The organism is Mucilaginibacter sp. SMC90, assembly GCF_022811725.1.
In the GTDB taxonomy this organism is placed as follows: Bacteria; Bacteroidota; Bacteroidia; order Sphingobacteriales; family Sphingobacteriaceae; genus Mucilaginibacter.
Window position 1 is genome coordinate 2,676,261 of record NZ_CP094527.1, and the last position, 23,700, is coordinate 2,699,960.

General features: G+C 42.9%; 20 protein-coding genes. 9 read left to right on the forward strand and 11 right to left on the reverse strand.

What is annotated here, in order from left to right; genetic code table 11:
• Positions 1–51: 51 nt before the first annotated feature.
• Positions 52–1,026 carry a metallophosphoesterase gene (locus MTO98_RS11580; RefSeq protein ID WP_243486809.1) on the reverse strand — a complete coding sequence of 325 codons (975 nt, stop codon included), beginning with the start codon at positions 1,024–1,026 and terminating at the stop codon, positions 52–54.
• Positions 1,027–1,509: 483 nt separating this feature from the next.
• Between MTO98_RS11580 and MTO98_RS11585 the strand changes: the two genes are divergently transcribed.
• On the forward strand, positions 1,510–6,822 hold the full coding sequence (locus tag MTO98_RS11585) for a PKD-like domain-containing protein (RefSeq protein WP_243486810.1): 5,313 nt from the start codon (positions 1,510–1,512) through the stop codon (positions 6,820–6,822).
• A gap of 76 nt (positions 6,823–6,898) precedes the next feature.
• Positions 6,899–7,597, forward strand: coding sequence for a head GIN domain-containing protein (locus MTO98_RS11590; RefSeq protein WP_243486811.1), 699 nt, complete (start codon positions 6,899–6,901; stop codon positions 7,595–7,597).
• A 69-nt stretch (positions 7,598–7,666) separates the two neighbouring features.
• On the opposite strand, the gene MTO98_RS11595 is transcribed toward MTO98_RS11590, so the two are convergent.
• Complete coding sequence (locus MTO98_RS11595) at positions 7,667–9,160, reverse strand: NAD(P)/FAD-dependent oxidoreductase (protein WP_243486812.1); 1,494 nt, start codon at positions 9,158–9,160, stop codon at positions 7,667–7,669.
• 190 nt (positions 9,161–9,350) lie between these two features.
• Positions 9,351–9,857, reverse strand: coding sequence for a hypothetical protein (locus tag MTO98_RS11600; protein ID WP_243486813.1), 507 nt, complete (start codon positions 9,855–9,857; stop codon positions 9,351–9,353).
• Between the two features lie 251 nt (positions 9,858–10,108).
• On the opposite strand from MTO98_RS11600, the gene MTO98_RS11605 reads away from it, so the two are divergent.
• Entirely contained in the window at positions 10,109–10,513 is a 405-nt protein-coding gene (locus tag MTO98_RS11605; RefSeq protein WP_243486814.1) for a hypothetical protein, read from the forward strand.
• A gap of 23 nt (positions 10,514–10,536) precedes the next feature.
• Here the strand turns inward: MTO98_RS11605 and MTO98_RS11610 are convergent, their stop codons facing one another.
• Entirely contained in the window at positions 10,537–11,202 is a 666-nt protein-coding gene (locus tag MTO98_RS11610) for a response regulator transcription factor (protein ID WP_243486815.1), read from the reverse strand.
• Positions 11,203–11,558: 356 nt separating this feature from the next.
• Positions 11,559–11,969 carry a nuclear transport factor 2 family protein gene (locus tag MTO98_RS11615; RefSeq protein ID WP_243486816.1) on the reverse strand — a complete coding sequence of 137 codons (411 nt, stop codon included), beginning with the start codon at positions 11,967–11,969 and terminating at the stop codon, positions 11,559–11,561.
• A gap of 140 nt (positions 11,970–12,109) precedes the next feature.
• Here MTO98_RS11615 and MTO98_RS11620 point away from each other — a divergent pair, with 140 nt between their 5' ends.
• Positions 12,110–12,538: a DUF1801 domain-containing protein gene (locus MTO98_RS11620; protein ID WP_243486817.1), complete on the forward strand. Its 429-nt coding sequence runs from the start codon at positions 12,110–12,112 to the stop codon at positions 12,536–12,538.
• 9 nt (positions 12,539–12,547) lie between these two features.
• A complete protein-coding gene (locus MTO98_RS11625) occupies positions 12,548–13,243 on the forward strand; it encodes an ankyrin repeat domain-containing protein (protein ID WP_243486818.1) in 696 nt (231 codons plus the stop codon).
• A gap of 121 nt (positions 13,244–13,364) precedes the next feature.
• On the opposite strand, the gene MTO98_RS11630 is transcribed toward MTO98_RS11625, so the two are convergent.
• Positions 13,365–14,330, reverse strand: coding sequence for a helix-turn-helix transcriptional regulator (locus tag MTO98_RS11630; protein ID WP_243486819.1), 966 nt, complete (start codon positions 14,328–14,330; stop codon positions 13,365–13,367).
• A 97-nt stretch (positions 14,331–14,427) separates the two neighbouring features.
• Here MTO98_RS11630 and MTO98_RS11635 point away from each other — a divergent pair, with 97 nt between their 5' ends.
• From MTO98_RS11635 to argS, 4 genes are all read left to right on the forward strand, one after another.
• Entirely contained in the window at positions 14,428–16,515 is a 2,088-nt protein-coding gene (locus MTO98_RS11635; RefSeq protein ID WP_243486820.1) for a TonB-dependent siderophore receptor, read from the forward strand.
• A 28-nt stretch (positions 16,516–16,543) separates the two neighbouring features.
• Positions 16,544–17,158 carry an HmuY family protein gene (locus MTO98_RS11640; protein WP_243486821.1) on the forward strand — a complete coding sequence of 205 codons (615 nt, stop codon included), beginning with the start codon at positions 16,544–16,546 and terminating at the stop codon, positions 17,156–17,158.
• A 74-nt stretch (positions 17,159–17,232) separates the two neighbouring features.
• Positions 17,233–17,724 (forward strand): cupin domain-containing protein, encoded by a 492-nt coding sequence (locus MTO98_RS11645; protein ID WP_243486822.1) that lies wholly within the window; start codon positions 17,233–17,235, stop codon positions 17,722–17,724.
• Between the two features lie 322 nt (positions 17,725–18,046).
• Positions 18,047–20,092, forward strand: a complete 2,046-nt coding sequence (gene argS / locus MTO98_RS11650) for an arginine--tRNA ligase (protein ID WP_243486823.1) — start codon at positions 18,047–18,049, stop codon at positions 20,090–20,092.
• Between the two features lie 105 nt (positions 20,093–20,197).
• Here argS and MTO98_RS11655 read toward each other — a convergent pair whose 3' ends face one another.
• From MTO98_RS11655 to MTO98_RS11675, 5 genes are all read right to left on the reverse strand, one after another.
• Positions 20,198–20,488 (reverse strand): hypothetical protein, encoded by a 291-nt coding sequence (locus tag MTO98_RS11655; protein ID WP_243486824.1) that lies wholly within the window; start codon positions 20,486–20,488, stop codon positions 20,198–20,200.
• A gap of 69 nt (positions 20,489–20,557) precedes the next feature.
• Positions 20,558–21,448 (reverse strand): 3-hydroxyacyl-CoA dehydrogenase family protein, encoded by an 891-nt coding sequence (locus MTO98_RS11660; RefSeq protein WP_243486825.1) that lies wholly within the window; start codon positions 21,446–21,448, stop codon positions 20,558–20,560.
• Between the two features lie 49 nt (positions 21,449–21,497).
• The gene (gene bioD, locus MTO98_RS11665; protein ID WP_243486826.1) at positions 21,498–22,115 is read right to left on the reverse strand and encodes a dethiobiotin synthase; all 618 of its coding nucleotides are present in this window, start codon (positions 22,113–22,115) and stop codon (positions 21,498–21,500) included.
• Positions 22,105–23,241 (reverse strand): pyridoxal phosphate-dependent aminotransferase family protein, encoded by a 1,137-nt coding sequence (locus tag MTO98_RS11670; protein WP_243486827.1) that lies wholly within the window; start codon positions 23,239–23,241, stop codon positions 22,105–22,107. Before MTO98_RS11670 ends, bioD begins: the two co-directional genes overlap by 11 nt.
• 66 nt (positions 23,242–23,307) lie before the next feature.
• Complete coding sequence (locus tag MTO98_RS11675) at positions 23,308–23,667, reverse strand: hypothetical protein (protein ID WP_243486828.1); 360 nt, start codon at positions 23,665–23,667, stop codon at positions 23,308–23,310.
• Between the last annotated feature and the right edge of the window lie 33 nt (positions 23,668–23,700).

Consider the following 23,700-nt stretch of genomic DNA (forward strand, 5'->3'; position numbering starts at 1 on the left):
TTTATTTTAATGCCGGCATAAGTTACCAATCAAAACCTCCTTTTAATGGGGTTATTTCGTTAACTCGGTTTCGTATAAAACCTTGCCTTCCTTATTAATGGCTTTAACATGAAGCTTATTGCTGTTAATGGCAAAGTACATAAACCCGTGTTCTGATGCTTCAAAGCGGCTGTAAGGAACTCCGGGAGTAATGGGTGTAAGCTCTGAGCCGGCTCCCGAAATAAACTGGTGGGTGTAACCTTCAGGTTTAAGGTGCTGAAGCGAATGATCATGGCCCGAAAGGTATACATCTACTTTGTATTTTTCAAAAATGCCTGCCATCTTTTCTCTTACCGTTAAGGTATCATAATTTTTAATGCGTGGTCCTACGGTATAATAGGGGTGATGACCGATGATCATTTTCCATTTTACATTGGCCTGTGCATTTTTTAATTGTTCATTTATCCACACCAGTTGTTCATCAACCTGCTGTTTTTTCTCTTCGTGTAACATGGGGTCGGTATCGATCATCAGCATGAGTACTTTATCTCCGCCCTTACCTAAAGAAAATTCCTTTTTGTAATATAATGATGGCATGTTCCAGCGGCGGCTTACTTTGCTGTACCGTATTTGTGCTGACGGATCGGCACCATAATCATGATTGCCTAAAACAGGATACCAGTTACACTGCAACGAGTGTGCTGTGTAAATATTCTCGAACGAATAATGCCATAGCGGGTCATTTTCACTTATAACCCCCAGCGGGTAAAAATTATCACCAACAGAGATCACAAAGTCGTTAGGGTTGGAGGCTCCCCATAACCCCATTTGTTTGGCTACTTCGGTCTGGTCATATTCGCCATTTCTGCCCCAGTCGCCTATAGCCATAAAATGAACGTTAAATTCGTCTTTTAAAGACGCTTTAGATGATAGATCGTCGCTTTCAAGATGGGTTATGTTTTCACCTGCTAAGGCAGTGATCGGTGTTATTAGTGATGCGCCAATGGCGGTAATGGTAGTGTTTTTCAGAAAATCGCGACGTTTCATTTGATGGGAAATAGCTGAATAATAGATGGCTAAAATACCTAAACACCAATGTTTGAAATGATATCATAGGGTTAAATGATTGTTAATATTATATTAATAATCAGGCGTATTTTTTTACTTGAAACTGCCGAATTTAAAAGATCACCCGGTTAAAGTTTAAGTGTGAATAAGCTAAAGTGCTCAATTGACTGCTAACAGGATGTGCTGTGTTTTTTATTTTCATCGATTAATTATTTTTCTTTTTAGATTAAGTAGCTCATAATTAATAGCTAATTTGTTTTATGTTGAAAGAAAATTTCTAAGAAGTTAATATTGGAGGTGCCTCAACTGAACAATTTGAATGATTATGCCGTATAACACCCTACCTGATTTGTTATAGCGGTGGCAAAACTATTTTTACCCTGAATAAAGATCGTTTAGCGAATAGAAGCTTTAACAACCTCATCAATTTTTGGAATGGATTTTTAAGGCTTTGCGAGGTTCATGAACAACCGTTTAATTTTGTTATTATTCCTGTTATTGTCATTTAAAGTAAAAGCACAAAACTGCACTTTGAATGTCAGCCTAACAGCATCCTCTACCACCATATGTTCAGGCAGTTCGGTGGTGTTAACGGCCGGGGCTACTGCCGGCACCGAGCCTTATACATATTTATGGAGTACGGGCGAAACCGGCCCAGCTATCAGTGTAAATAAAGCCGGTACTTACACGGTAACTCTTACAGATAAAACAGCAGGTTGCAAAGGTGTTTCAAAAAAAATAACTATTGCCGATGCAAATACACCGACCGCCCCAACGGCTAAAAATGTGGTAGTATGTCCAAATAGTTCGGCAACGCTTACAGCCACCGGCCCCGGCGGTAATTACCAATGGTTTGACGCGCCTGTGGGTGGTAACTTTTTAGCAAGTTCAAGCACTTTCACCACACCGCCAATAACATCCTCAACTACTTATTATGTGCAAACCACAGTTGCGGACTGTACAAGTCCGCGAACAGCTGTGTCTGTATACATAACCGGCAAGCCCGATGTTACCGGCGGGGCTACTTGTACCGGTGGGATAGTTACTTTATCGGCAAGTGGAGGGCAAAGTTACACATGGTATGCTTCGGCCACCGACGGAACTGTTTTAGGCACGGGAGCATCATTTGTTACACCGCCATTAACTAAAACCACTACTTATTATGTTGTTGCAATAATTAATGGCTGTACCAGCGTACCAACCCCTGTTGTTGCTAAAGTTAATACGCCGCCGCCTACTCCTGTGGTTTCAAATGTTAACATTTGTTCGGGCTCGGTTGCAACTTTACATGCAGATGCAGCTGCCGGTTTTTTTCAATGGTTTGATGTGCCAACAGGAGGGACGGCACTTATTTCGAGCCCTGATTATACAACGCCGGCATTAACTGCAAGCAAAACTTATTATGTACAAACAGTACTTAACGATTGTGTGAGCCCGCGTGTGCCCGTAAAAGTATCGGTTAATCCAATACCCGTGGCACCTGCTCCTCAAACAACAACGGTTTGCTACGGTTCGGTAGCAACATTAACAGCTCCCGCAGGCACTACCGGTACTTACGCCTGGTATGATGCGCAAACAGGCGGCCGGTTACTAAAATCCGGTGCAAAATTCATAACCTCTGCGTTAACTAAAACTATTACTTATTATCTCGAAAATACTTCGGCTGCCGGTTGTACCAGCGATCGTGCGCCAGTAAAAGTTATCGTTAATCCATTTATAGGCGCGCCAGTAGCGGCAGGTGCTGTGATCTGTTCCGGCTCAGTGACTTCGTTAACAGCAACTTCGGCAACTAATGGTACTTATCAGTGGTTTGATGCACCCTCGGGCGGCAAACTTTTATCGTCACAGGCAGGGTATACAACCCCTTCGTTAACAAACAGCGTTACTTATTATGTGCAAACCACTGTTGATGGGTGTACAAGCGCCCGTACGGCCGTGCCTGTAACTGTTATTCCACCGGTAACCGCCCCACAAGTACCTGCTACCTCTGTTTGTTATAATGGATCTGCCGTGCTTACAGCTACAGGAAATGGAGAGGGTTTCACCTGGTATGACAGTGCTACCGGAGGCACAATTTTATCGTCAGGGCCAACATATGTTACGCCTAATTTAACTGCATCCACAACATATTATGTAGAAAGTGCATCAAATAGCTGTATTAGCACGCGTACCGCAGTTACTGTTAAAGTAAACGCTCAGCCTGCAGCTCCGGTTGCTTCTAATACTTCGGTTTGCTCAGGTACATCAGCTAAGCTTACAGCTACCGGTAACGGAGATATATTGTGGTTTGCAAGCTCAACTTCGGCAACACCGCTATTTACCGGGAACACGTTCAACACGCCAATTATCTCAGAAAAAACAACTTATTATGTACAAAGCAGGGTTGGTGATTGCCTGAGCAGCCGGGTGCCGGTAACAGTTACAATCAACTCGGCCGGCGAAACACAATTTTTATATACTTCAGGAACTTTTAGTCCTCAGAGTCCTAATCCTAAACCTATAATAAATAATCCATCAGGTGGTACGTTCAGTTCGTCACCGGCGGGGTTGGTATTTGCGGATACCCATACCGGCGAGATCGACGTAAAGGCAAGTGCCCCGGGCAAATATATCGTTACCATAACCGGTAACGGTCCATGTTCATCAACCTATAGTGCGGGTGTAGAGATAGTAGCCATTTTTAATGCTAAGTTCGCTTACGGCGGGCCGTTTTGCCAGTACGAAACAAATCCAAAGCCAATGTTCCCGTCTGATGCAAGTGCCGGAACCTTTTCTGTATCGCCGGCAGGCTTGGTTTTTGCAAGCACAGCAACGGGCGAAATTAATTTGGCCAAAACAATACCCGGCACTTACGAGGTAACAAATACTATCTATAACCCTAACGGAACTGTAGCAAGCACAGCCAGGGCTGAGGTAACTATACAGCCAGGGGCAAGCGCAAAGGCAGGCCCGGATCAGGATGTACAACCCGGGGAAAGCGTTCATCTGGCTGGCAGTATAACTGGTGTTAACGGCGGCAAATGGTCGGGCGGTTTGGGTAGATTTAGCGATGCCACGGATCTGAACACTACCTATATCCCGGCTGCAGGCGAAAAGCAGGTGACACTTACTTTAACCTCCAATGATCCGGCGGGCAATTGCGGGCCGGCTACAGACAGGGTTGTTATCAATATTGGCTCTACTTTACAGGCACCAACAGCATCCGGCACAACAACATGTATGGGAAGCATTGCTACCGTATCAGCTACAGGCCCCGGCGGTACATACCGTTGGTATAGTGCAGCTACAAATGGTACGTTGTTATCAACCGGGCCTAATTTTATTACCCCGGCGCTCAACCAAACAACAACATATTATGTAAATACAACAGTTGATGGTATTACAAGTGATATGACCGCGGTTACCGTAACGATTAGTGAGCCGCCTCATGCCCCGGTTGTAAATAATGTACCGGCTTGTGAAGGCAGTCATACTACCTTAACTGCAACAGGTTCAAGTGGTACGTATCAATGGTATGATGCACCGGAGGGCGGAAATTTGTTATCGCTTAATAATACGTACGTAACACCGGCTTTAATAGCAAATACAAGCTATTACGTGCAGGCAGTTGTTGCCGGTTGTGTAAGTGCGCGTACCAAGGTTGATGTGACGGTTAATCCTTTGCCGGTTATCATCAGTGGGTCTGCTGATAATGTTTGCAGCGGCATAGCTCAAAACTATTCCATCACAGCCGATAGGCCCGGCACTACTTTTTTATGGTCAAGGGCGGCAGTGCAGGGAATTAGTAATGCAGTGGCAGCCGATCAAACATCGGCACAAATAGCCGAAACATTGATAAATACAACCGCCAACCCTATTGACGTTACTTATTTGATAACACCGGTATCCAACGGTTGTTCGGGCATGCCATTTAGCTATGTGGTTACGGTTTATCCATCGCCGCAGCCTACAAGTGCCCCAACTGCTACGTTGTGCAATATGACAGCGGTTAATTATGCTGTTGCATTCAGTCCCCCCGGCACAAGTTTTAGCTGGTCGAGAGATGCGGTGCCCGGCATCAGTAACCAATCGGTATCCGGACAAATGGCAAAAGTTATCCGCGAGGTGTTGTTTAATACAACCAATGCGCCTGTTAAAGTTACCTACATATATAATTACCAAACAAGCAATTGTACCGGTGTACCATTTAAGTGGGTTGCAACCGTTAACCCTTCCGTAAATGTTACCAGTAAAGCAACAGATATAGCCTGTAGCGGAGAGCCGCTTGATTATACTATTACGTCAAATGTTCCATCTGCAACATTTACCTGGAGCCGCGCTGTGGTAGCCGGCATCAGTAATGCTGCAGTGGTGAATAAAACCGGTAGTAAGATTGATGAAGTGCTGGTTAACAAAGGAACATCTGCCATAAATGTTGTTTATGTTATCACCCCATCGGCCTTTGGTTGTGACGGTACGCCGTTTGCTTATGTTGTAAAGGTTAATCCGGAGGTGAAATTACCTGAGATCCGCACAAATTCGCCGGTATGTGTAAACAGTACCATTAAGCTAAATGTGCCAACTACTCCCAATGCTATTTATAGCTGGACTGGGCCTAACGGTTTTAAATCATCGTTGCAGAACCCGGAGATTAAAAACGTTACCGCTGATATGGCCGGTACTTATTCATTATATATTACAGTTAACAATTGCAGCAGCCCGGTGGCTACAAAAGAAGTAATAGTAAACAAACCACCTACGGCTAATGCCGGTACAAACATTTTGGCTTGTGTTACTGATCAATATATCCAGCTGGAGGGAAAGATAGGAGGAGGTACTACCACCGGTGTCTGGTCAAAAAAAGGGAGTAATTCCGGACAGTTTTTACCTTCAAATAATGAGCTGGGCGCAAGATACGAACCTACTGCCGAGGAAAAGGCCGCCGGATCGGTAACGTTGGTGCTATCTTCTACCAGTAAGGATGATTGTAGTATTGCAACTTCTGAAATGACTATAACATTTGGCAAAACCCCGGGTGCAAACGCAGGTAGCGATATTGAGGTTTGCGCAAAGCGTGACCCCATCAAGCTGGACGGAAATATCCTGATACAGGGCGGCGGCAAATGGACAAGTTCTGGCAGCGGGACATTGCTCTATGCTGATAATGCCCAGAAGGCAATTTACACTCCTTCTGAAGAGGATATCAAAAACCGGTCGGTGAAACTTACGCTTACTGCAAATACACCGGGGCAGTGCTACACGGCAAGCGACGATATGGTTATTAAATTTATACCACCACCCGCAGTTAATGCAGGAGGCATAAGATATGTGTTAAAAAATCACACCATTACCCTGACACCGACCGTAAGCGATGAAAATGTTCAGTATTTATGGCTTCCTGATATGGGCTTAAGTAATAACAAAGTAAAAGAGCCTGTAGTTACCGGCAATGAAGATATTGCCTATACACTGTACGTTACGGATGTTCGTGGTTGTGTTAATCAAAGTCAAACTATTGTTAAGGTATCTCCAGATATTACTGTTCCCAATACTTTTACGCCTAATGGCGACGGTTTTAACGATTATTGGGAAGTAAAAGGCCTGGTAGCTTATGAAAGCTCAACAGTAGATGTGTTTAACAGGTATGGTGAACGGTTATATCATTCTATAGGATATGGTGTGCCGTGGGATGGAAATTTTAACGGGCGGCAATTACCGGCAGGAACATATTTTTATATCATCGATCTGAAAATGGGTAAACCACCGTTATCCGGCTCGGTCACCATCCTGAGATAGAATGTCCTGAAATAAAAAACCGAAACAGCCTGCAACGTTTTTTTCCAAAATGCGTCATATAATTAAACACGCGATCATGAAAAAACTAATCTTCTCACTTATGGCGTCGCTACTGACCGTTTCGATAGCCTTTAATACTTCTGCACAAACTGTAAGCCGTAATGTATCTGGCTATAATGGTATAGCATGTGGTGGCCCGTTTAACGTTTTTATTAAAATTGATGGGACTGAAAGCCTGAAACTTGACGTTGACGCTAATATTGTTGACGATATTAAGACCGAAGTACAGGGTGGCATATTGAAAGTTGAGTTTAAAGATCACTGGAAAAATCACCGTAATATCCAGCGCGCTAATATTTACATCACTGCTAAAAGCCTGGGGTATCTTGCTAACAGTGGCTCCGGCAACTCAACTGTTGATGGTGTAATGACTGCCGATAATGCAAAAATTGCACTAAGTGGCTCAGGAAATATTAAAACAGCCGTTAAATCAGGCTCATTAGACATGAGGATAAGCGGATCGGGTTCAATAGATGTTAAAGGAAGTACAGGCATGGCCGATTGCCATATTTCAGGCTCGGGCGAGATCAACGGTAAGTCGCTAAAAACAGAAACCGTTGAAGCGTCAATCGCGGGTTCTGGAAATATCAATGTTATAGCCAGTAAAACAGTTTCGGCACGTATTTCAGGTTCTGGAAGTGTTGTTTACTCTGGCTCTGCTACAACAGGCGAAACCCATTACGCCGGCTCAGGCAGGGTAAGCAAGGTTGACTAAAATCGATTAGCTTTTATATTGAAAGGCTGCTCCAACCATGGGCAGCCTTTTTTATTAAAGGCAGATTTTTTATGTTTTACTTATCTCAGCGGCTACCCTTTGTGCAGACCGGATACATGATTCCATACCGCGGCTTAAATTATCGGCGTAAGTACCGGCAAAATAAATGCGGCCTTCAGGCTTCATGATCTGGGGCCAAAAACGGTGCATCTGACCTATCGGAAAGGGTTCCATTTCACAGGCGGGGGCAAATGTATCGCGTGTCCAGTCTTTGGTTAAAGCTTGTTCAATGGTATCGTGCTTGCCCGGGTAAACCTGCCTGAAGGCATCAAGTACTTGCTGTGGGGTGAGGCCGCCAGGCCCGTAAGCTTTCAGGATCACCCTGTCGCTGCCCGCCTCATTGGTTTCTTCCCATATTGATGATATGTATGGATGTTCAAAGTCCATATTAATGCTTTTAAATCCGTCATCTAGCCAAAAACGGCTGCTCGCCTCAAATACATAAAACGGGTGTGATGAATAAGTTGTACGGTTAACCACGTACTGCTTTTCGGGCGAAAGTGGAGGCGATAGCGGTATTGTTTTAAATATGGGCAGTGTAATACAATTTACCAGGAAGTCGGCATTCATTTCCTGGTCTGCCTTGCCATAAGGTTTGCATTTTACCGTAATACCGGTTGCTGAGTGGCTTATAGCAGTAATGCGATGATTTAGCTTTACTCTTTTGCCCAGTCGCCTGGCAAATGCAATGGGCAGTTGTTCGTTGCCGCCTTTTAAATGATAAGTATCTCCTTCGGACAGTGGAATACCACGCGATTCCATAACATAGGCCCTCCATAAATGGTACAATGCCGAAGTTCTCTGGCCACCCAGTTGCGCAAGTGCAGCTGCGGATGCGCCCTCTTTTTTGTAAAGCTCGCTAACAGGAATTTTATCAAGATCATCATATCCTACGCCAAAAGGCTGGTAAGGATCGGTAAACTTGCCAGTATAGGTTTTGAGGTAAAACGAACTAAGCGCATATAATGGATTATCGGCCAGAAACTTTACCTCACGTTCATTAAAGCCCATTTTTGTTAACACGGCTGGGTCTTTCATCTGGTTATCTGTATAAAACTTGCCGCCAATCATACGTAAGCCGTTACGGTTGGGTGCAGCAGCCGAGCCTTCTGCATGGGGGTAGGGCAGTGCAGTTAGCTTAAATTCGTCAACATATTCAAAATACTTTTCGTAACCCGGTTTGGTGATATGGTCAGCGCCATAATCAGCATATAAACCATCAGATAATCCGTCCCTACCCGTAAAAACATGGCCGCCATACCGGCCATCGGCCTCCAGTACTATTACGTCATGGCCGGCTTTCATTAATTCATATGCGCAGCAAAGCCCTGTAATACCCGCTCCCGCAACAATTACCTTTTTGCCCGATGTTGCATTATTGTTGGGTGTTATTGCCTTTGAATCATCAATTTGTTGAGCGCTTAACAATTGCGGGGTGAGTACAGCGCCGGCACCGGCCAGCAAAGTATGTTTTATGAATGATCGTCTTTTGATGCCTTTCATGTTAATGATGATTTGATGCGGGATAGCTTTCAATAAATTTAGTATTATTTAGCTATGACTGTTAACATCGATTAAATTTTGAGCATCTGTTAGCCTGATGTAGAAGCGTTGTAGTGAAATAAAAATGCCTGCCCGTGAAAACAGGCAGGCCCCAGACAGTTAATATATTAATGTATCGGCAGATAGCTATTTACATGGCAGGAGTAAAACCCTTGCGCTGGCTCTTTAGTTTAATAGCCTGGTATATCATGATCACTATAAATAAAGTGAGCAAAATCAAAAGCCCCATTTTTACTACCGGCGAATCAGGGCCATCGGCCAGAGGCTGCTCAACCGGGAGCCTTGTCAGCGTTTCGACCACTGCAGGCACTAATGAAAAGAATAACGTGGCCGTCATTCCAATAGTCTGTACATAATCAGTTTTGCTTCCAAAAATGCGTAAGGAGGGAGCATAGTAAACTATAGGAAGTAATATTAAAATAAGAAACGAAAGGTTATGCGCACTGCTTAAATGCCCGGTTTTCATAACCAGGAATGATGTTAAACAAGCTAATACAGTAAAAATACCATAAAGCTTACCGTTTTTGGTGTTGGGGGCAATTTTGCCATCCTGAAACAAGGCGATAAAACCAATGGCAACTCCCACCAGGCTTATTGCCGTATGAATAACTCCGAACGTTGATAAATGATTTGGCATAATAATGTGTTTTAAGGTTAGTGATTTTTGGTGATTCATTACTGAGCACTATAAATATATCAATACCAATACCTGTTTTGTATTTGATTGATAATGAGATTCTTGTATTTATTCTGACTTTAAGATGACGAAATGTCGTAACGGATTACCATGACTAACGGAATGCCGTAATTTTCAGTTACTGAATACCATGCAAACTTATATGCGGGGTTGAGGGTTAGTTAAAATAGTTGCATATAAATCAGAAACAAATGTTGAGCATTTATTATAAGATCTGGGTTGATGCCATTAAGCAGGAAAGGGCAAAGAAAGGGGCAAATGGTAATTGGAAAGCATATACCATTATCCCGATATCATTAATTCAGGGTGTTAACCTGTTGACGCTGCTATTTATTCTTCGTTTTTTTACCGATATCCCTATTCTTTTTACAATAAACCTAACCAGGGATAGGGCTATAAATGCATGTGTTGCAGGTTTGCTTGTATTTTTTATACCCTTTGTGATATTGAATTACCTGCTCATTTTTAGCAATGATCGCTATAATAAGTTGATGAACTTATACCCCGCCCGGGGCAATAAGCTTTACCGTAATTATGTTTTGATTAGTCTGGGTATTATAGTGGTCCCTTTTGTATTTAAGCTGATTTTTTTATAACGGTCATTAACACCAATAAATCGTTAAACCGTTATGATCTGGTTTTTTATAGCAAAAAGCACCATGCCGGTTCTTGATTTAAGCCCAAATTTCTGAAATAATGATTCGCGATAGTTATCGATAGTATGGGGGCTTAGGTTCATTTCGTCGGCAATTTGCCTGTAGGTAAGTTCTGAGCAGCTTAGTTTCAGGAATATAAGTTCGTTTGAGGTAAGCTCTTTAGATTTATCGGCAGATGTGTTTTTATTTTGCATAGTATACAACAATTTGCCGCTAACCAGTTCATTTAGATAATAGCCATGCTTTTGGATATTTTGCATTGCATAAACTACGTCCCTGATCTTTGATTCTTTGAGCATATAACCAACGGCCCCGCTTTTGAGCATGTTTATAATAGGTTTGTCTTCGTCAGACATGCTCAGCGCCAATACTTTTACCGCCGGATGGTTCTCCTTTAACCAGGCGGTAGCTTTGTAACCATCCATAACCGGCATGGTGATATCCATCAATACAATCTCGGGTAAGGGGAATTTTTTGAGTTTACTGATCATATCTTCTCCATTTTCGGCATCAAAAAGGATGTTGATCTCTTTAAAATCATCGAGCAGACTAATCATACCTTGCCTGAACAAAGTGTGGTTATCAATAATAGCAATTTGTATAGACGGGACAGGGGACGAAGTTTGCATTAATTATAGGTTAATTTGTTAACTGTCGTTAACTATAATGCAAAGTAGGAAAAATAATGTATTTCTATTTCATTTTATTACCTGTTTTAACCTAAAAAAAGGGTGATAACACCCTTTTTGATTCTCATAGCTTCAACGAGATTTGAGATATTAAGAAATGCCCCCAAAATGAAATTTATACCCCTGATAAAATAAAAAAGCGAAGTATCCAATGCCAATGAAAAAACATCAGCGCGTTAAAAATGAGCTCAGATGATAAGCCTAAACTGAAGGAGGACCCTAAACCTTTTTACTTAATTTAAACATTGATGTTACCCATTGTAAAGGCCCTTAGCAGTTACGATGGGTTCTTTGTTTTACAGCCGCCTGTCTTCTTCTTTTATCGGCAGGTCATTAATACTGGCGTAGCGCTTTTGCATCAGGCCATTTTCGTCAAACTCCCAGTTCTCGTTGCCATATGCGCGAAACCATTGGCCTTCGGCATTGTGATATTCATATTCAAAACGCACAGCAATCCTATTGTCTGTAAATGCCCACAATTCTTTTTTTAATTTGTAGTCGAATTCTTTTTGCCATTTACGGGTTAAAAACTTAACCACCTGCTCCCGGCCGTTCACAAATTCGGAGCGGTTACGCCATTCGGTGTCAATTGTATAGGCTAATGACACCCTTGCCGGATCCTGGCTATTCCATGCATCTTCGGCTAATTGCACCTTTTGAGTGGCTGTTTCAAAATTAAATGGGGGTAGTGGCAGCTTCTGTTCCATGATGGTAATAATCTAATTTGATGTACCAAAGTTAAGATGGCTTAATTCCAATTTATGGTACTATTTACGGTTCTTTTGGTATTAACTATTCTTTTTTTAAATTAGATAAACTCTCCTATCCAATTTATTACCTGTTTATCATGAAAGCCAAAAATATTAAACCAATCGTACTTGCCGATTCGGCAGGAGTGGAGGCGTATATGCAAAAGCTTGATCATCCGTTGAAAGAAGTATTGGAAGCTTTAAGAAAGATCATCCTGGGTGTTGACAGTGAAATAGGTGAGCATATCAAATGGAACGCACCAAGCTTTTTGTATATCGGCGAGATGAAGCCCTTTGATCCCAAAGAGTATAAGAGATATATGATCGTTTCAAACGTATTTCAAAAGGATTGTATCAGGCTGGTTTTTCCTTCGGGAGCTAAAATCAATGATACCTCGGGTTTGCTTTCCGGAGATTATGAAGATGGACGCCGACTTGCATATTTTCATAATATGGAAGAAGTTGAGGCAAAAGAAGAGATGCTGAAAAAGGCAATTACAACCTGGCTTACTTTATTAGATAAATAGTACAGTGCTATGATCAAATTTATCCGGTACGTAAAAGACCTTGATGTGGAAGCTGTTAAGGGGATGATAGAAAAAGATCCGCGCTGGCTTACATGGGCTGAAGACAGCGGTAAAAATGCGCTTCATTACTTGGGTGGTGTTGAAATAGGCAAGCGCCCGGATAAGGCTGAGGATAGTTTGACGATACTTAAATTGTTACTGGACTGCGGTATGGATATCAATTCAATCCACCGGATAAAGGAGGAGTGCGGTTTTTTCCCGGCTACACCGCTGTGGTATGCTTATACGAGGGGGCGAAATGAGCTGTTATATAAATATCTGCTGGCCAAAGGTGCTGATCCCGAGCAATGTATGTATGCAATAACCTGGTATAATGATATCGGCGGTGCCGACCTGTTTAAAAGCTATGGAGCACAAACAGACAGCAGTGCAGGCATCGATACCCCATTTATGGCGGCGTATAACTGGAAACGTTTTGAAATAGCCGAATGGTTTTTAAAGAACGGGGCCGATGTAAACTTTGCCGATAAGGATGGCAATACTACACTCTTTTATGCCGTGAAACGGAAATATAAGCTGGATCAGATCAGGTTGTTGCTAAGGTTTGGTGCCGATTTCAACAAAGAGAATAAGCAAGGGATATCGGCTAAGAAATTTGCAGAGCAGAATAATCAGACAGGGATTTTGAAGTTGTTTAAGGAATGATTCGTGAATATCTTTTGTAGAGACGCATCACATGCGTCTCCTTTAGGACAAGCCAATTTGCGTGGTAACGGAGAACTTAATCAGCATGCGGGAGACGCATGTGATGCGTCTCTACAAAAACTTACATCCAGGCCAGGTACCCCATTAATATCACCATTAGCTTACCTACCTTACTTGGCAGTATATCAAAGTGCTTTTTAAATGCTGCTGTGAAGTGATGTGCGTTTTTATAGCCAACGCTTTCGGCAACTTCACTAACGCTGCGGCCGTCTTTGAGCAGTTTATGGGCATGGTTCATCCGGAGTTCGGCCAGATGGCCAAAAACAGTATTTCCAAATAAGGCTTTAAATCCCTTCTTTAGCTTAAAATCATTAAGCCCTGTTTTGCGCGATAGCTCCATCAGTGAGCATGGTTGTTTTATATTTTGCTCTACAATATTTTTAGCTTCCAGTAAGCGCGCTTTGTCGGTACTGCTAAAAGGCGGATGGAGGTTTGTTTCTTCGGGTTGATGCAGCCTGATCAATAAATCCACCACGCCTGCTTCAAGTAACAGGCGTTTTATGTAAGGAGTTTGACCATTATCTAAAATGTTTTTACTGATGACCTGTGCCTTTGCGGTCAGGTCTTTTTTTGTCAAATAGTCATAGTGCTTTTTAACATCGGCTGGCAACGTTCCCTGAGCAGATAACTTTTCAATGAATAATTCGTCGATACATATCGCCAGCATTGTGCTGTTGGTATGGAGCGATATATTGGCGTTTAGATCTATCGTGCTGGCGGAAGAGCTATTGTCTTTGTTTATTCTTATAACTGTTCTGTCAAGATCTGCCTCAATCTTGCCATCCAACGCAAAAAACATAACCCTGCACGGTTTGGGATAATTAAAACTAATTGAGAACGATTGGGTAGCATTAGCAATACTGTATACAACACAAATTCCTTCAAACCAGCATTCCTCTACTTTAATCCCTCCATCTGCAAGTTTTATTTCCTGGCTTCTTTTTTCAAGGCATGACGCGGCGATAAAGCCGTTGGGGTAGCTTAAATGGATATTGTTTGATGAAACAGGAGTAAGGTTTGTGTGCATAAAATCCGTTTAGCGTTGTTTTCAATCCGTTTGGCGTTAACCAAACTTGATAGCTATGCTACAAATTTGCATCATTATTTTTAATTAGTCTAAATAAATGAAAAATATTCTTCCTTGGGTACTTGTTCTGTCAACATCAACCGCTGTTTATGCTCAGCGCGACACAACAAGGAAGGATAGCACTAAGCAACTAAAAGAGGTAGTAGTAACAGGAACGCGCACTGCAAAAAGTTTACAGCAGGTACCTATCCCGATAACCCGCATCACATCCGAAGAAATCAAAAAACGCGGACTGGTGCGCCTGAACGAGGTTTTATCGGAACAAACCGGCATCAATATCCTCGATGACCCGCATGGACAAGGCATCCAGATCCAGGGGTTCGATCCAGCCTATACCCTGATCCTGATAGATGGCTTGCCGCTTATCGGTCGCAGTACCGGCATATTGGAACTGTCGCGCATTACTACCAACAATATCGACAGAATTGAAATAGTTAAAGGCCCTACATCTTCCCTTTACGGCTCGGAGGCAATGGCCGGCGTAGTGAATATCATTACTGCCGAGCCAGCCAAAGGCTTTTCGGGTGGAGTAGCCGGGCGGTATGGTACCAATAAAAACGCCGATATCTCCCTGAACTCATCATACAAAACAGATAAATTCTACATCAGCGGTTTTGCCAACCGAAACAGCAGCGGAGGCTACAGCCTGCAACCTGCATCGGACATCCCAACGGTTTCCCCATTTCATGGATATACACTTAACGGAAAAACTGCTTATCGCTTTGATGATAACACCAGTTTGAAATTATCAGTAAGATATTTTACCAATGACCAGGACAGCCGTTTTTCGGTTGATGACAGCCGTTTTGCATCGGGTAAGGGCACTGAAAAGGATTTCAATATAGCGCCGGTACTTACCCATCGCTTCAGCAAAAAAGATGTTTCGGTATTGCAGCTTTACCGCTCGGTTTATAAAACCAATTCTGACATCAGGTACGAGGATAATAACGATGTTTATGATCAAACTTATTTTACCCAAACCTTTAACCGTGCCGAAGTTCAGAACGATTATGCAGTTCAGGACAACCTGAAATTAACCGCTGGTATTGGCGGGCAGTATGAAACTGTAGAGGCTACCCGTTATACCAAACAGCAATCATTCACATCTGGCTATGGCTATTTTCAGGCAGATTGGATCCCGGTAAAAAAGCTTGACATTATAGCAGGCGGCAGGTTTGACGCACACAGTGTTTATAAATCACAGTTTAGCCCTAAACTGGCTGCGAGCTATGCGCTTAGTGATAAGCTCACCATATTAGGTTCGGCAGGTAAAGGTTACAAAGCGCCCGATTTCAGGCAGCTTTACCTCAACTTTACCAATGCCGAAGTTGGCTATAGTGTGTTTGGTTACGAAGAGGCAAAAGCCGGAATAGCCCGTTTACAGCAGGAGGGGCAGATAGAAACGGTATTGATCGATCCCGCTACACTTAAAAGATTGAATGCTGAGAGCTCAACAGCCTTCAACTTCGGGTTCAGATATAAACCGGTAACCAAACTTTACTGGACAGCCAACCTGTTTCGCAATAACATCAGCAACCTGATCGAGACGGCCGCCATCGCCCTGAAAACAAACGGGCAATCGGTTTTCTCTTACTTTAACCTCAACAAAGTTTATACACAAGGCGTTGAAACAGATGTTACCTATCAGCTTTTTAAACCCCTGCAAATTGGCGGTGGCTTCCAATACCTCGAAGCTTATGACCAGGATGTACTTGACCAGATCAAGGCCGGCAAAGTATTCACCAAAGACCCTGAAACCAATCTAACAAAAGCTTTAAAACGAAGTGACTACGGTGGTTTGCTTGGCAGGTCTAAATATACCTACAACATCAGGCTAAATTATAATGAGGAAAAAACCGGGGTCAACACCTCGGTAAGGGCTATTTATCGCGGAAGATATGGCTATAAAGACAGTGATGGCAATGGCATTGTAAACCGGGACGATGAATATACCAACGGCTATATGCTGATCAACGCATCTGTTTCAAAGCTGTTTATGAACAATGCACTCCGGTTGCAAATAACTGCGCAAAACCTGTTTAACCATAAAGATCCGCAGGTGATCCTGAACCTGCCCGGCAGGCTTATTTACGCCGGGTTGGCTTACAATTTTAACAAGCAATAATTATTAAACTATCATACAGTAAACACACATGAACAAATTCAAAACGTTATCATTGGCATTAGGCGCGGCTGTTATATTACTGGCATCATCATGCAGCAAAAACAACGACGATCCAACTCCTGAAGCAAGTAAACTTACCACCAAAACTATTGCTGATCTTGACGGTGCATCAAAGGCTACAGTTTATTTCAGCCTTGCAACAGGAGCAGAGGTTACAGGGGCTGATACTGCTTCAGCTACTAAATGGGACCTTAAATTTAAATCGACCAGCATATTTACAAATGGTGGTACATCAGGCACCGGGACAGCCCAGGCCCAGGTAGTGAGCAGCACGTTTGAAACTTTAACAGCTGCCCCAACAGCCGATTACAAAAGCGATGCAACGGGCGCTCCTGCCATTTCGGGCTGGTATACTTATACTGCCGAAACTGCGCCGCAGCATGCCATACTGGCAACTCCTGGTAAAATATTCGTGATCAAAACTGCTGATGGCAAATATGCTAAAGTTGAAATGATCAGCTATTATAAGGGCAATCCAAACACTACAACTACTGCTTTTGCTGATCTTACCACAAGACCGGCATCACGCTACTATACTTTCCGCTACGCTTATCAGGGCGATGGAACAACAAGCTTCAAATAAGACAGGTTTTCTTTGGTTGGTTAATTATGTCGGAAGCCTCCTGAAAAGGAGGCTTTTTTGTTTTATACTTGTTTATGAAAACTCAAAACGCGGCATATTATATCCAATCGTTAAACCTGTTGCCCCACCCCGAAGGCGGTTATTACAAAGAGACTTTTCGTTCCGAACAGGAGGTTAGCCGCGTTGCCGGGGCAGATGTTAAACAGGCATGCACCTCCATTTACTATTTATTGGAGGATGCAGATTTCTCAGGTTTTCATCGTATTGCATCAGATGAGATCTGGTATTTTCACAAGGGGCAGCCATTGATCATTCACGTGATCCAAAAAGATGGCAGTTTGATAAGTCATGAATTGTCCGATGAAAATACGGGTAGCTTTTCGGTTGTTGTACAAGCCGGGCTATGGTTTGCCGCCGAGTTAAAAACAGGAGAGGGTTTTGCGCTGGTGAGTTGTGCCGTTGCGCCAGGTTTTGATTTTAGCGAGTTTGAAATGGCTAAAAGAGAAGAATTAGTTTTGGACTATCCTCAGCATCAGGCTTTATTAACAAGAATGTGTCGGGAATAGCTCAGCAGAATAAGAGGCACCTACGGAGCCAACAGCCATTTATGATTAATGGCTATAAACACGATACTCCTACGGAGTGTTTATAGCTATGATAGTAAGAACTGTAGCATTTCGTGTTATAAAATAATAAATACCGGCTCAAATCGTCCTCGATCACCTAATCACCCGCAATTGAAAACTTACGCCCCTAACACTCCGTAGGAGTATCGTGTTTATAGCTAATAGCATCACGAAATTCGGCTCCGTAGGTGCCGCGTAAACCTAAGCAGAAACATCACCATTTTAATATTTTCAATCCGCCCATTTTATTTAATTTTGCCGAATGGATTTTATTATTGAAGCAGCCGTAAAAGCAGTTAAGCATTTATACCAAACTGACATTGAACCGGCTGCCGTTAGCATACAGGAAACCCGTAAGGAGTTTGAAGGACAGGTAACCATAGTAACCTTCCCGTTTACCAAATTTTCGCGCAAGGGGCCTGAACAAACAGGTGCCGAAATAGGGGAATTCTTAAAAAACGAGTTGAAAGAAGTTGCTTCTTTTAACGTGATCAAAGGTTTCCTTAATCTTTCTATCAGCGATGAATACTGGATCAGCCAGTTATATAATCATATTACTGCCGATGATTTCGCGGTAGCAAAACCTAACGGGCAAAAGGTAATGGTGGAGTATTCATCTCCCAATACCAATAAACCGCTGCACCTTGGCCATATCCGTAACAACCTGTTAGGTTATTCGGTTGCTGAGATCCTGGCTGCCGATGGGTATGAGGTGATCAAAACCAATTTGGTTAATGACCGTGGTATCCACATCTGTAAATCCATGCTGGCCTGGCAAAAGTTCGGCAATGGCGAAACTCCTGAATCCTCAGGTATGAAAGGCGATCACCTGGTGGGTAAATACTATGTGTTGTTTGATAAGGAGCTAAGGGAACAGCTTAAACCTGTTTTGAACGAAGTTTACGAGAAGCATAACCTTTCGGCCTACAAAGAAAATCAGAAGACGAAGATTGAGGAATCGTTAGCTACTATAGCAAAAGTAAAGGAAAAACGTGCGCAGGTGGAACACGCGAATCAAAAGGTGATTAGCGAACTTGATGAAAAAATTGCAGGGGAAGAAAATAAGGTTAAAGAATTATTAGCTACGATTGCTGAGATAAAAGAACAGCGCGATAAAGCTATCGAGGCGAATCAAAAGGCTATTGGTGAGCTTGATGGTAAAATAGCGGGCGAAGAAGATAAGATCAAAGAGATAGCCAAAAATGCTACACCTATCATGATTGAAACCCAGCAGATGCTGCAAAAATGGGAAGCCGGTGATGAGGAGGTAATGAACCTATGGCGGACCATGAATGGTTGGGTATACGCTGGTTTTGCCGAAACCTACAAACAACTGGGCGTTGATTTTGATAAATACTACTACGAATCGAACACTTACCTTTTAGGTAAAGATATTATTGAAGAAGGCCTTGCAAAAGGTGTATTCTTTAAAAAAGCAGATAACTCGGTTTGGATAGACCTTACCTCTGATGGGCTTGACGAAAAGCTTGTTCTCCGTGGCGATGGCACTTCAGTTTACATTACCCAGGATATGGGTACCGCCCAGTTGAAATACAACGATTACCACATGGATAAATCAATCTACGTGGTAGGTAATGAACAGGATTATCACTTCAAAGTGCTGTTCCTCATACTGCAGAAATTGGGTAAAACCGGTTCGGATGGGTTATTCCACCTTTCATATGGTATGGTCGACCTTCCATCGGGCAAAATGAAGTCACGTGAAGGTACAGTAGTTGATGCCGATGACCTGATGGCCGAAATGGAAACTACAGCTAAAGAGCAAACTGAAGCTATGGGTAAAGTAGATGGCTTTAGCGAAGAATACAAGACTGAGCTTTATCATACCATAGGTATGGGCGCGCTTAAATACTTCCTGTTAAAGGTAGATCCGAAAAAACGTTTACTGTTTGATCCTAATGAATCGGTAGATTTTCAGGGACATACAGGGCCGTTTATTCAATATACGCATGCCCGTATTAAATCGGTGCTAAGCAGGGCCGATTACAATACCGAAATCAAACCTGTTGTAGCTGAATTAGCAGGCGTGGAACGTGATCTGATCGTATTGCTAAGCAAATATCCTGAAACGGTTAAAGAAGCGGCCAAAGGATACAGCCCGGCTATTATTGCCAACTACATATATGAACTTGCCAAAACATACAACAAGTTCTACCACGAAAAATCAATATTACAGGCCGAGGATGAGGATTCAAAGCAATTTCGGTTGGCTTTGTCTGCATCATCAGCTAAAGTGATCAGCAAAGGCATGAAGCTTTTAGGTATTGAAGTGCCGGAGAGGATGTAGCCCCCTAACCCCCTGAAGGGGGAACAGAACTAAAATTAAAAAGCCTTTAGCAAATATCTGCTAAAGGCTTTTATGTTATAACTCCCCCTTTAGGGGGCCGGGGGGCTACCTCCAATAACCCTTCACCCAAACATAACCGCGATTAGTTGGTTGCCAGTGGCCTTGAACGTACACACGATTGTATCTTGGCCTTGCATAGAAACCATGACGGTAAACGTATCGGTTGCCGCGCCAAACCCATTCGCCGGGTACCCAGACTGCGTTAGGATAAGGAGCTACCGGACGTACGTAAACCGGTTCGGCGGGGCGCTCGGTTATGTAAGCCTGGCTTGAACATGATGCAAATAATGAGCCTGTTAGGGCAAGTACTATTCCTAATTTAGCAATGGTTTTCATTTCAGATGTTTTTTAGTTATTCAGTATAATAACTATTGACAGCATCCAACATTGAAAGTTTAACCGGGCTTAGGCCTTGAATTTATCGGCCACTACCAAATCCTTGCTACCGTGGGTATATTTGTAAAATCCGCTTCCAGTTTTAGCCCCTAAGTGGCCTGCTGTAACCATATTCACCAATAGCGGACAGGGCGCATATTTGGGATTGCCAAAACCATCATGTAATACTTTTAATATGGCAACACAAACATCAAGACCGATAAAATCGGCTAATTGCAGCGGCCCCATCGGGTGTGCCATGCCCAGTTTCATTACCGTATCGATTTCCTGAACACCGGCTACGCCTTCATATAAAGTATAAACAGCCTCGTTTATCATCGGCATTAAAATACGGTTGGCTACAAAGCCGGGATAGTCGTTTACCTCAACGGGATCTTTGCCCAAAGTTCGCGAAAGTTCCATTATGGCTTCGGTAACCGCATTGGTTGTTGCATAACCCCTTATCACTTCAACCAATTTCATTACCGGAACCGGGTTCATGAAATGCATACCTATTACATTACCCGGATGTTTAGTTACTGAAGCTATTTTAGTAATGGAGATGGAAGAGGTATTGGAGGCAAGGATAACTTTATCATTGCAAATCTCGCTTAGTTGTTTAAAAAGTTTAAGCTTTATTTCTTGGTTTTCAGTAGCGGCCTCAATTACCAGATCGGCATTCTGAGTGCCTTCCACCAAGTCGGTAAAAATGTGGATTCGGTTAAGCGTTTGTGCCTTTGCCTGTTCATCCATCGCGCCTTTTTTTACCTGCCTGTCGAGGTTGTTGCTGATGGTTTGTAGCGCTTTGCTCAGGGCATCATCGCTGATATCAACCAACGATACCTCAAAACCATATTGGGCAAAAGTATGGGCAATGCCGTTGCCCATGGTGCCAGAGCCAATTACAGTAATGTTTTTCATATTGTGAATTTACAAAACCGGCAAAATATAGGTTTATAAGCTGCCGACGTTACAAGGTAATAAAGTTACCGGCCTCTTTAACGGTTTTTTTGTTGATTGTTTTAAAATCGGGAATTTGCCCAAGATCGGCTACGCCCGAATAGTCAAGGATATAGCTTTTTGAGTATATGTCCTTATCGCCGTTAAAAATAACCCCCATAACCGGGATGCCATATTTTTTTAAGGCATGTAACGACAGCAAAGTATGGTTAATACTGCCTAAGTAATGTTTGGTTACCAATATCACCCGTGCATTGAGCTGTTTGATGAGATCAATGATCAGGAAATTATCATTTAGTGGCACCATGAGTCCACCGGCACCCTCTATGATCAGCTGGTTATCTGTTTTGGGCAGAACAATGTTTTCCAGGTCGATGGTTATTTTATCAAGAGCGGCCGATTTGTGAGGTGAAAATGGCTGAGTTAAAGCATAAGCCTCCGGAAAAAACTGTGTAACCTGGTTTGAGACAAGGCTTTTAACCTTTAGCGTATCACTTTGATCAAGATCGCCGGATTGTATGGGTTTCCAGTAGTCGGCATTTAATTTTTCGGTTAAAATAGCCGAAACCAGGGTTTTACCAATCCCGGTATCAATGCCGGAAATAAATATCGGTTGCTTATCGGGCATGTAATAATGTAAATTTATTAAGTGTAGTAGCCAGCAAAGTTAATTCATTTTCGCTATTAAAACTATGCAGGCAAATTCTGACGCGTTCTGTGCCTTGTGCAACTGTTGGGCTTAGAATGGGCCTTACATCCAGGTTATTCATTTGCAATTGCCTGGCTGCTTCGCGGGCCATTTCATTGCTCCCGAGTATAATGCACTGGATAGGGCTGTCGCTGTTTAGCAGCGTGAAATTTTCGCCTGTATTTACCGCCTGTTTAAATAGTTCAATGTTCGTTTTTAGGCTGATGATAGCTTCGCTGGAGTTTTTTAACAGCTGATAGGCCATGTTGATAGCTGCCAGCTGATGGAAAGAGGCAGCGGTTGTGTAAATAAAAGAGCGTGCAAAATTAATCAGGTAATTCCGCAGATTGTTGCTGCCAAGCACTATGGCCCCGTGGCCACCCAGTGCCTTGCCAAATGTTACCACACGGGCAAAAACTCTTTGTTGTAAACCAAGTTCGTAAACCAATCCTTTAGGGCGAAGACCTACCGCATGCGCCTCGTCAACAATCAGTGCGGCGTTATATTTTTCAGTCAGGCTAAGGATCTCCAAAAGGGGAGGAGCATCACCATCCATAGAATAAACACCTTCAATAACCACGTAGCAATTGCCTTTGGCCAATTTTAGCTTAGCTTCCAAACTTTCCAGATCGTTATGTTTGAAATTATAGCGGTTGGCGTAGCTCAATCTTGCCCCGTCGATGATAGAGGCGTGCACCAGTTCGTCTAAAATAATGGTATCGCCGCGTTGTGCAAGGGATGAAAGCAGGCCAAGGTTGGCATCGTAGCCCGAATTAAAGAGCAAGCCGGCTTCGCTATCATGATGTGCTGCAATTTGCTTTTCCAGATCTTCGGCATATTGTATGTTGCCCGATAGTAGTCTTGACCCGGCGGCTCCATTGAGGCTAAGCGGATGAGTATTTACTTCGTGTACTATACTTTGTTTTAAAACAGCCGAATGGGCAAAGCCGAGGTAATCGTTCGAGCAAAAATCAATCAAACCGTTTTCGGGCTTAAGCTCCCGGTATGTTCCTGATTGTTGTCGCTCATACAATTTGTTCTTTAAGAAATCTTCGGCTGGTTTCAATGTGCTTCGTTTTATGCAAAAATAAAAAAAGCGACCATTGGTCGCTTTTTTCTATGTGATAATGTTTTACTGGCCACCGCCACCCTGGCGCATGCGGTCCATTCTTTCCTTCATTGCTTTGTCAAAAGCTGCAGCCTGATCGGCTGTTAAAATAGCTTTGATCTTGGTGGTGGTTGCTTCCATCATTGGGCGCATTGCAGATCGCATTGCATCCCTGTCGCCATTGGCAGCAGTACGCACGCTATCCATTTTGGTTGCCTGCTCTTTGTAAACTGCAGTGATCTTGGTTGTTTGATCATCTGTTAATTTAAGCTGGGTTTGCAAATCTTTAGCTCTTTCTTCAGGGCTTTTCCTCATACCGCCTTGTGCGTGGCTGGCTGCTGAAATTCCGATCAGGAAACAGCACATTAACAATAATTTTTTCATAGCTTTTTTAATTTAATTTACGTTTTAACAGTA